Raw genomic sequence first — 9,288 nt, 5'->3', positions numbered from 1 at the left:
GCTTGACTATGCTGGATCGCTCGACGGATCGCCTCAGTCGTCGTGGCGCTGCCGTGAAGAACTTGGCCCATAGCTCATCCCTCCACTCCGACGTGAAGACTGCACCATCAAACCCTGGGATCAAACATCTAACCGGCCGGAGCGTAGACGCCGACGAACAGCGGGCGTGCGAAGACGTCCGCCGCGTGCGCCCCCTCGACCTCGCACCAGCGGTCGAGGTCTGAGGCCGCGTCGATCATGCTGCTCACGACCTGGGCCGCGATCGACGGGTCGATCGCGCGGATCGAGCCGTCGGCGATGCCGTCCCCGATCGGGAAGGCGAGGCGCTCCCACAGCCGCCGCATGGTCAGCGGGATCTCGGCCCGCAGGCTGTCCGGCAGGGCGCCGACCGCAGTGCAGCGCAGGAGCGGACCGCGCTCGGAGACCTGATGGCGCATCAGGGCGCGGGCGCAGGCGGTGATCCGCATCCAGCCGCTGCCGCCGGCGGCCTCCGCCGCCTCCTGCTCCCGCCGCAGGATTTCGAAGGTGCGCGCGAAGCACTGGGCGATCAGGTCGTCCTTGTTGTCGTTGTGGTGGTAGAACGAGCCCTTCGTCACGCTGAGCCGCGCCGAGATCTTCTCGACAGACGCGCCGCGATAGCCTTCCGCGTTGATGAGCGCGGTCGCCGCCCGCAGGAACGGCTCGGTCGGGTCGGCGGGCGCCGTGACGGGATCGGGCGCATCGCCGCTCCAGCGGCTCTCCGGCCCCGCGAGCCCGCGCAGCAGCAGGTCGGCGACGCGCTCGCCGACGCGGGGGTAGTCCGCCGCCTCGTAGCGGTCGATCCAGGCGCGGACTGTGTGGACCACCGAGATCACGAGATGCGTCCGCGCGTTCAGCGCGTCCCGGTCGAGACCCGGGAAGGCGGCTTCGGGGAAGAACGCCGTGCGCGCCTGCCGGAAGAAGGCGTTGTAGGCGGCATAGACCATCGCGCTCTGCGGCTCGGGCAGCGCGCGCATGTCGGTGAGCCGGACCTGCGGCGGCCGCGCCCCGATCTCGATCGCCGCCAGATCGCGGAAATACGCGGCGAGGAAGGCGGAGAGCCGCCGAGGCGGGTCGGCGGAGGCCGCCGTCTCGGCCAGCAGGGCCTCATGCCACGCGATGGTGCTGACGTAGCAGGCGGCCGCCAAGTCCTCCTTGCGGCGATAATAGTAGGTGATGCTGTTCGGCATGAGGCCGACGCTGCCGCCGACGTCGTTCAGCGCCGTGCCGCGGATGCCGCGGGCGTTGAAGTGCCGTGCCGCGGCGTCGAGGATGGCCTCGCGCTTCTGGGCGTAGCGTTTGGTCTGCCCCGCGGCGGGCCTGCCTCCATCGATCATCGTCGCGATTGAGCATGGCCTTACCCGGACTGACAAGCGGGCGGCCGCGAGACATGATACCCCGAAGCCACAGGGCGGCGGCTTCGTCGTTTAGCCAGTTGCGGTGCTCGCGCGCACGACTGATCCTGCCTCCATGATGATGCAGCACGACGCGGCGTATCAGCCCCAACCGGAAGCCGTGACCGCCCGCTCGTCGGGCCGGTCGCGCACGAGTGCACGCCCCATGCTGTACGACGCGTTCGACATGCAATGCGACATGGCCCAGCAGACGCGGGCCTGGGGACGGGTGCTGCACGATGCGGTCTCGCCCTGGGCCGGCTTCGGCGAGTCGATGAACTGGATGTCGGCCGGCGCCCGCATGATGATGCGCGCCGGCCTGACCTTCGCGCGCCCCTCCTTCGGCATCGACACGATCGCGGTCGGCAACCGCGAGGTCCCGGTGGTCGAGGAGCCGATGCTCTCGACGCCGTTCGGCACCCTGCTGCGCTTCCGCAAGGACATCGACACCGAGCAGCCGAAGGTGCTGGTGGTGGCCCCGCTCTCGGGCCACTTCGCGACGCTGCTGCGGAGCACGGTGAAGACCCTGCTGCCCGACCACGACGTCTACATCACCGATTGGCACAACGCCCGCGACGTGCCGCTCTCGGATGGCGCCTTCGGCTTCGACGACTATGTCGGCCACCTCGTGCAGTTCCTCGGGGCGATGGGCGGCCCCGCCCACGTGCTCGCCGTGTGCCAGCCGACCGTGCAGGCGCTCGCCGCCGCCGCAGTCATGGCCGAGACCAAGGATTCGGCCGCGCCCCGCAGCATGACGCTGATGGCCGGCCCGGTGGATTGCCGCATCAGCCCGACCTCGGTGAACGCGCTCGCCACCTCGAAGCCGATCGAGTGGTTCGAGAAGAACCTGATCTCCACCGTGCCCCGGCGCCACAAGGGCGCCGGCCGGCGCGTCTACCCCGGCTTCGTGCAGGTCTCGGCCTTCGTGTCGATGAACACCAAGCGACACATGCAGGGCCATGCGGACCTGTTCTGGCACATGGCCAACGGCGAGGTCGAGAAGGCCGACGCGATCGCCGGGTTCTACGACGAGTACTTCGCCGTGCTCGACCTGGCGGCGGAATTCTACATCGAGACGGTGAAGACGGTGTTCCAGGACTACACCCTGGCCAAGAACGAGCTGACCTACCGTGGCAACCCGATCGACATGCGCTCGATCCGCAAGACCGCGCTGATGACGGTCGAGGGCGAGCGCGACGACATCTGCGCCGTCGGACAGACCATGGCGGCGCACGACCTCTGCACCGGCCTGCCCCCGCACATGCGCAGCCACCACCTCCAGGCCGGCGTCGGCCACTATGGCGTGTTCTCGGGCCGCAAGTGGGAAGGGCAGACCTACCCGCTTGTGCGCAACTTCATCCAGTCGCACGACTAACGGCCCTTGCTCCGCCCTGAGCGGATTTGACCCGCACGCGCACGATGCCCACCATGCTAGCCTGCCTGCAGAAAGATGCAGGTTCGAGAGCGGCGAGGCGATTGCGGGCGTGAGCAGAACCGATCCGAAGCGATCCGACACCGCCGCGCAGCTCGACCGGCTCGTGGCGCAGGCCAGCGCCGCCGGCTTCTGGGAGCGGGCCTGGCCGCTGCTGTGGCGGGGCTTGGGCGTCGTGCTGGCGTTCCTCGCCGTGTCCTGGCTCGGTCTCTGGCTCGATCTCCCCGCCACCTGGCGCATCGTTGGCCTCGTCGCCTTCGCTGCCGCGCTCGTCGCCGTCCTGTCGCCGCTCGTGCGCCTGCGCCGGGCCGACCGGCGCGCCGCGCTCGCCCGCATCGACCGCGAGGCGGCCGCGCGCGACGGGGCGCTGACCCATGCGCCGGCCTCGACGATAGAGGATACGCTGGCCGTCGGCACCGCCGACCCCGACACGCGCGCCCTGTGGGCGTTGCACCAGGCCCGCGCCGCCGCCGCGGTCGCGCGGCTGCGCGTCGGCCTGCCGCGCCCGGGCATGCCGCGCCACGACCCGTTCGCCCTGCGCGCCGGCCTCGTGGTCGCGGCGGTGGCGAGCTTGTTCGTCGCCGGCCCGGAATGGCGCGAGCGCCTCGGCAGCGCGTTCGACTGGCGCGAAGCCGCATCCGCCGGGCCGAGCTACCGCATCGACGCCTGGATCGACCCGCCGCTCTACACCCGGCTTCCGCCGCTGGCGGTCGCCATGTCCGGGGGCGAGCAGCGCCTGCGCGTGCCGGTGAACTCGCAGCTGATCGTGCGCATCGCGGGCGAAAGTCCGGCGCAGACGGTGCTGACGCCGGATGCCGGCCTCAAGGCCGTGCCCGGCAAGGAGCCGCGGCCGGACCTGCGCGAGGACCGGTTCCAAATCGTCGGCCCGAGCGCCGCGCTGACCATCGCGGCGCCGGGCCAGATTCAGCGCCTGGTGGTCGAGGCGATCCCCGACCTGCCGCCGGAGGTCCACGCCGTCGGCGGGTCCGAGGTGAACGGGCGCGGCACCTTCAACCTCAGCTATCGCGCCAAGGACGATTACGGCATCGCCTCCGCCGAGGGGGTCGTCGAGCCGATCGAGGGTACGCGCTCGCTGGTGCCGCCGCCGCGGATCGCCCTGGCCCTGCCCGGCGACGCCAACGGCGAGACCGAAACCAAGACGCTCGTCGACCTCACCGACAACCCCTGGTCCGGCGCGCGGGTGCGCTTCACGTACCTCGTCAAGGACGAGGCCGGCCAGGAAGGCCGCACGCCGACGACCGAGATGGTGCTGCCGGCTCGCCCGTTCCGCGATCCCCTGGCGCGGGCGCTGGCAGAAGAGCGCCGCCGCCTCGTCGTGACGCCGGACGAAGGTCGCGTCCGGGTGCAGATGGCGCTCGACGCCCTGCTTGTCGCACCGGATTTGTTCACGCCGCAGCCGGGCGTGTTCCTCGGCCTGAAGACCGCGGCGCGCCGCCTGCGCGCGGCCGGGAACGACGCCGCCCTCACCGAGGTGGCGGACCTGCTTTGGGAGATGGCTCTCAAGATCGAAGACGGCGACCTCTCGGACACCGAGAAGAAGCTTCGGCAGGCGCAGGACCGGCTCAAGGAAGCGATCGACAAGAGGGCCCCCGACGACGAGATCAAGCGCCTGACGCAGGACCTGAAGCAGGCGCTCGACAAATTCATGAAGGAGCTTGCCGAGAAGCAGAGCAAGCAGCCGCGCGAGCAGGGTTCGCGCGACAAGCAGGGCCAGCCATCGAAGTCGGTGACGCCGGACGACCTCGACAAGATGCTCAAGGACATGGCCGAGGCGATGAAGCGCGGCGACACCGCCGAGGCGCAGCGCCTGATGGAGCAGCTGCGCAACATCCTCGAGAACCTGCAGAGCGCCGAGCAGGGCGGCAAGTCCGATCCGACCGCCCGCGAGATGCAGAAGCAGATGAAGGAGCTCGACCAGATGGCCCGCGAGCAGCAGGGCCTGCGCGACGAGACCTTCAAGGAAGGCCAGGAGAAGCCCGGCCCCGAGCAGGGCCAGCGGCCGCCGAACCGCAGCCAGCAGGGGCAGAAGCCCGGCCAGCGGGGGCAGCAGAGCCCCGGCCAGCAGGGCCAAAGTCAACAGGGGCAAAGTCAACAGGGGCAAGGCCAACAGGGCCAAGGGGAGCCGGGTCAACAGGGACAGCAGCAGGGCAAGGGCCAGCAGAAGGGCCAGCAGGGCGGCGTCGGCGAACGCCAGCAGGCCCTGCGCGAGCGCCTGCAGGACCTGCAGAACCGCATGAAGGAGAACGGCATGAAGGGCGAGGAAGGCCTGTCCGATGCCGAGGATGCCATGCGCGAGGCCGAGAACGCGCTGAAGGACGGGCAAGAGGGCGACGCCGTCGACGCGCAGGGCCGTGCGCTGGACGGGCTCAAGCGCGGCGCCGACGGCATGCAGCAACAGATGCAGGAATCGGCCGAAGCCGAGGGCGAAGGCCAGGGCGACAAGCCCGACGGCCAGCAGCCGGGCCAGCAGGGCCAGGCCGGCGCCAAGGACGACGACCCGCTCGGCCGCCCGACCCGCGGGCGCGACATGAGCGATGGCCGCGTGCGCGTGCCGACGGCCGACGAATCCGCGGTCCAGCGGGCGCGCCGGATCATGGAGGAGTTGCGGCGCAAGCTCGGCGACCCGACGCGTCCGCAGGAAGAACTCGACTACTTCGAGCGGCTGCTGCGCCGGAACTGATGGCACGCCGCCGACCGTCCTGCGCGGCCCGTCATTCCGGGGCGCCGCAGGCGAGCCCGGAATGACGGCTCTGGAGGCGTCTCTGTGCTAGCGGGGGAGCCCGTCCTGGCGCCAGCGGCGCTTCGCCCCTGCCGCCGCCGCCGCGAAGCCTCTATAAGCGGCGCCGAACGCTCTGCGAGATCCCCCCACCATGTCCGGCAACACCCTCGTCCTCGTCGCCTGCCTCGCGGTGGCCGTCATCCTCCTCCTCGGCCTCGCCAACATGATGCGTGGCGGCGACGCGAACCTGTCGCAACGCCTGATGCGGCTGCGCGTGCTGCTGCAGTTCGTGGCGATCCTGGTGATCATGGGCGTGGCTTGGTGGCGCTCCGCCTGAGGGCGCGCGACTGTGACCGGCGGGCCGCACCGGTCGGCATTCCACCCCGGCGCGGATGAAACGGCGATCCGGGCGCAGCCAAGCATGCTAGGGATTCCGGGTTCAATCCGGATCCGTTCCCGCATGAAGCCCACCTTCCACCGTCTCGTCGCCGGCGCGCTGGCCCTCGCGATCGCCTCGCCCGTCGCGGCGGCCGATCTCGGGTACGCGCCGCGGCCCGCGGCCTACGCGCCGCCGGTGCAGCCCCTCAGCATCGTCTCCGAGGTTCGGATCGGTGGCTCGGTGCAGGATCCCGGAAGCGCCGAGGGCAAGCTTCCCGGCTTCGAGAAGCAGAACGTCAACGGCGAAATCCTATTCACGAAGCCGCTGGTGAGCGCCGACCCGTTCTGGCAGGCGTTCGTGCCGCGCGCGACCGTGGGCGGCAGCTACAACACCGGCGGCCGGACCAGCTATGCCTACCTCGGCGCCACCTGGTCGGTGGACCTGTTCCCCGAGACCTTCGACCGCCGCGTCTTCATCGACGGCTTCTTCGGCGGCGCCGCGCATAACGGCTATACCGGCCCGAAGGCGCTCGCCCCCTACGGCTTCAACTCGCTCGGCTGCTCGCCGCTGTTCCGCGAGGCGGCGGCGCTGGGCTTCCGCATCACCGAGCATTGGAGCGTGATGGCGACCGTCGAGCACATGTCGAACGCCGGCCTGTGCGGCGAGAATCGCGGCCTGACGAACTTCGGCGGCAAGCTCGGCTACACCTTCTGATCTGAAAGCGTCGGCGGACCCGTGGTCACCCTCAATCGCATCTACACACGGACCGGTGACAAGGGCACCACGGCGCTCGCCGACGGGCAGCGCCGCTCGAAGGCGGACCTGCGGGTCGAGACCTACGGCACCGTCGACGAGACCAACGCCTGCGTCGGGCTCGCCCGCCAGCACGCCGAGCCGCGCCTCGACGCGATGCTCGGCGCGATCCAGAACGACCTGTTCGACCTCGGCGCCGACCTCGCGACGCCGCCGAGCGACACGCCCCCGGCCTACGAGCCGCTGCGGATCGTGGCCTCGCAGGTCGCCCGGCTCGAAGCCGACATCGACGCGCTGAACGCTAACATCGCCCCGCTCAAGTCCTTCGTGCTGCCCGGCGGCTCCCCGGCGGCCGCCGCCCTCCACCTCGCCCGCACCGTCAGCCGCCGCGCCGAGCGGCTTGCTGTCGCGCTCGCGGCGACCGAGGGTGAGATCGTCTCCGCGGAAGCGCTCAAGTACCTCAACCGCCTTTCGGACTTCCTGTTCGTGGCGAGCCGCGCCGCCAACTCGGACGGCGTCGACGACGTGCTCTGGGTGCCGGGCAAGAACCGGTAGCAAGCACCGGCTGCAAAGAGCCGGGCCGCACGCGCCCATCTCCGTACCGTAGAAGCGAACGCCCTTCGTCGGCCGGCCGCGGCTTTTCGAAAGCGCGGGCGCGCGCCGCGTTGACAAGGCGGAAATGTGGCCGTTACGGTCCGCGCCCTGTGCGAGCGGCCGATCGCGGCGCTCCGGTTTCCACCGATCAAAACAATCCGAACGCGGAGGAAGTAGACCGCCATGAAGGTTCTGGTGCCCGTCAAGCGGGTCGTCGATTACAACGTCAAGATTCGCGTCAAGGCCGACGGCTCGGGGGTCGAACTCGCCAACGTGAAGATGTCGATGAACCCCTTCGACGAGATCGCGGTCGAGGAAGCGATTCGCCTGAAGGAGAAGGGCAAGGTCACCGAGATCGTGGCCGTGTCGATCGGGCCGCAGCAGGCCCAGGAGACGCTGCGCACCGCGCTCGCCATGGGTGCCGACCGTGCGATCCTGGTGAAGACCGATACGGTCTGCGAGCCCCTCGCGGTGGCCAAGATCCTGAAGGTGATCGTCGAGAAGGAGAGCCCCGAGCTGGTGATCCTCGGCAAGCAGGCGATCGACGACGATTCCAACCAGACCGGCCAGATGCTCGCGGCTTTGCTCGGCTGGCCGCAGGGCACCTTCGCCTTCAAGATCGAGGCGGGCGAAGGCAGCCTCGACGTGACTCGCGAGGTCGACGGCGGCCTGCAGACGGTGTCGCTCAAGCTGCCGGCGATCGTGACGACGGACCTGCGCCTCAACGAGCCGCGCTACGCCTCGCTGCCCAACATCATGAAGGCGAAGAAGAAGCCGCTGGAGGAGATGTCGCCCGACGCACTGGGCATCGACGTCACCCCGAAGCTCAAGGTGCTCAAGACCACCGAGCCGCCGGGCCGCTCCGCCGGCGTCAAGGTCGGCTCGGCCGCCGAGCTCGTGCAGAAGCTGAAGACCGAGGCCAACGTCATCTAGTCCCGACTGCGCGCGCTCCCGCTCCCGGTCGAGCGCGCGCCCCATCCGAGATCAGAGGTTTGAACCGATGACCACCCTCCTCCTCGTCGAGCACGGCCAGTCCGAGATCAAGGACGGCACCCTGAAGGCGCTCACCGCCGCCAAGGAACTCGGCGCCCCCATCCACGCCCTCGTCGTCGGCGCCGGCAGCAAGGGCGCCGCCGACGCGGCCGCCAAGCTCGACGGCGTCGACAAGGTGCTGCTCGCCGACGACGCGGCCTACGACCACGACATAGCCGAGCCGGTCGCCGCCCTGATCGTCGCCATCGCCGAGCCCTACGACGCGATCGTGTGCTCGGCGACCACCACCGGCAAGAACATCCTGCCGCGCGTGGCCGCCCTCCTCGACGTGGCGCAAATCTCCGACATCATGAAGGTGATCTCGCCCGACACGTTCGAGCGCCCGATCTACGCCGGCAACGCGATCCAGACGGTCCAGGCCGGCGCCGGCAAGAAGGTGATCACCGTCCGCACCGCCGCCTTCAAGGCGACCGGTGTGGGCGGCGCCGCGGCTCCGGTCGAGGCGGTCACGGCGGCGGCGCCCGCCGCCGGCGGCTCGACCTTCAAGAGCGAGGAGATCGCCAAGTCCGACCGGCCGGAGCTGGCCGCCGCCAAGAGCATCGTCTCCGGCGGGCGCTCGCTCGGCTCGGCCGACAAGTTCAAGGAGCTGATCGAGCCGCTGGCCGACACGCTCGGCGCCGCCGTCGGCGCCTCGCGCGCGGCCGTCGACGCCGGCTACGCCCCGAACGACTGGCAGGTCGGCCAGACCGGCAAGGTGGTGGCGCCCGACCTCTACGTCGCGGTCGGCATCTCCGGCGCGATTCAGCACCTGGCCGGCATGAAGGACTCGAAGGTCATCGTCGCGATCAACAAGGACGAGGACGCCCCGATCTTCCAGGTGGCGGATTACGGCCTCGTCGGCGACCTGTTCCAGATCGTGCCGGAGTTGCAGGCCGAGATCGGCAAGGCAAAAGGCAACTGAGGCGAGGCTTCAGTTCTCTGTCCC

The 9,288-nt window shown here is 70.2% G+C and carries 8 protein-coding genes; 7 read left to right on the top strand and 1 reads right to left on the bottom strand.

Annotation, left to right across the window (positions count from 1 at the left end):
- Positions 1–128: 128 nt before the first annotated feature.
- Positions 129–1,355: a TetR/AcrR family transcriptional regulator gene (locus FV226_RS17900; protein WP_147763950.1), complete on the bottom strand. Its 1,227-nt coding sequence runs from the start codon at positions 1,353–1,355 to the stop codon at positions 129–131.
- A 223-nt stretch (positions 1,356–1,578) separates the two neighbouring features.
- Between FV226_RS17900 and phaZ the strand changes: the two genes are divergently transcribed.
- The 7 genes from phaZ (at position 1,579) to FV226_RS17865 (ending at position 9,264) form a co-directional block, all read left to right on the top strand.
- Entirely contained in the window at positions 1,579–2,787 is a 1,209-nt protein-coding gene (phaZ, locus tag FV226_RS17895) for a polyhydroxyalkanoate depolymerase (protein ID WP_147763949.1), read from the top strand.
- Between the two features lie 109 nt (positions 2,788–2,896).
- On the top strand, positions 2,897–5,545 hold the full coding sequence (locus FV226_RS17890; RefSeq protein WP_246691645.1) for a TIGR02302 family protein: 2,649 nt from the start codon (positions 2,897–2,899) through the stop codon (positions 5,543–5,545).
- 190 nt (positions 5,546–5,735) lie between these two features.
- On the top strand, positions 5,736–5,921 hold the full coding sequence (locus tag FV226_RS17885; protein WP_147763947.1) for a twin transmembrane helix small protein: 186 nt from the start codon (positions 5,736–5,738) through the stop codon (positions 5,919–5,921).
- 123 nt (positions 5,922–6,044) lie between these two features.
- Positions 6,045–6,677 carry an acyloxyacyl hydrolase gene (locus tag FV226_RS17880; RefSeq protein WP_147752274.1) on the top strand — a complete coding sequence of 211 codons (633 nt, stop codon included), beginning with the start codon at positions 6,045–6,047 and terminating at the stop codon, positions 6,675–6,677.
- A 21-nt stretch (positions 6,678–6,698) separates the two neighbouring features.
- Positions 6,699–7,271 (top strand): cob(I)yrinic acid a,c-diamide adenosyltransferase, encoded by a 573-nt coding sequence (locus FV226_RS17875; protein WP_147752273.1) that lies wholly within the window; start codon positions 6,699–6,701, stop codon positions 7,269–7,271.
- 222 nt (positions 7,272–7,493) lie between these two features.
- Positions 7,494–8,243, top strand: a complete 750-nt coding sequence (locus tag FV226_RS17870) for an electron transfer flavoprotein subunit beta/FixA family protein (protein WP_147763946.1) — start codon at positions 7,494–7,496, stop codon at positions 8,241–8,243.
- A gap of 67 nt (positions 8,244–8,310) precedes the next feature.
- Complete coding sequence (locus tag FV226_RS17865) at positions 8,311–9,264, top strand: FAD-binding protein (protein ID WP_147763945.1); 954 nt, start codon at positions 8,311–8,313, stop codon at positions 9,262–9,264.
- Positions 9,265–9,288 lie beyond the last annotated feature (24 nt).

The sequence above is a fragment of the Methylobacterium sp. WL12 genome, assembly GCF_008039475.1.
GTDB lineage: Bacteria > Pseudomonadota > Alphaproteobacteria > Rhizobiales > Beijerinckiaceae > Methylobacterium > Methylobacterium cerastii.
This window is presented reverse-complemented; position numbering and strand designations above follow the sequence as displayed.

What these genes read in the sequence shown, in the direction of transcription:
- FV226_RS17900 (WP_147763950.1), bottom strand. Translation starts at nt 1,355, where the DNA reads ATGATCGATGGAGGCAGGCCCGCCGCGGGGCAGACCAAACGCTACGCC.
- phaZ (WP_147763949.1), top strand. Translation starts at nt 1,579, where the DNA reads ATGCTGTACGACGCGTTCGACATGCAATGCGACATGGCCCAGCAGACG.
- FV226_RS17885 (WP_147763947.1), top strand. Translation starts at nt 5,736, where the DNA reads ATGTCCGGCAACACCCTCGTCCTCGTCGCCTGCCTCGCGGTGGCCGTC.
- FV226_RS17880 (WP_147752274.1), top strand. Translation starts at nt 6,045, where the DNA reads ATGAAGCCCACCTTCCACCGTCTCGTCGCCGGCGCGCTGGCCCTCGCG.
- FV226_RS17870 (WP_147763946.1), top strand. Translation starts at nt 7,494, where the DNA reads ATGAAGGTTCTGGTGCCCGTCAAGCGGGTCGTCGATTACAACGTCAAG.
- FV226_RS17865 (WP_147763945.1), top strand. Translation starts at nt 8,311, where the DNA reads ATGACCACCCTCCTCCTCGTCGAGCACGGCCAGTCCGAGATCAAGGAC.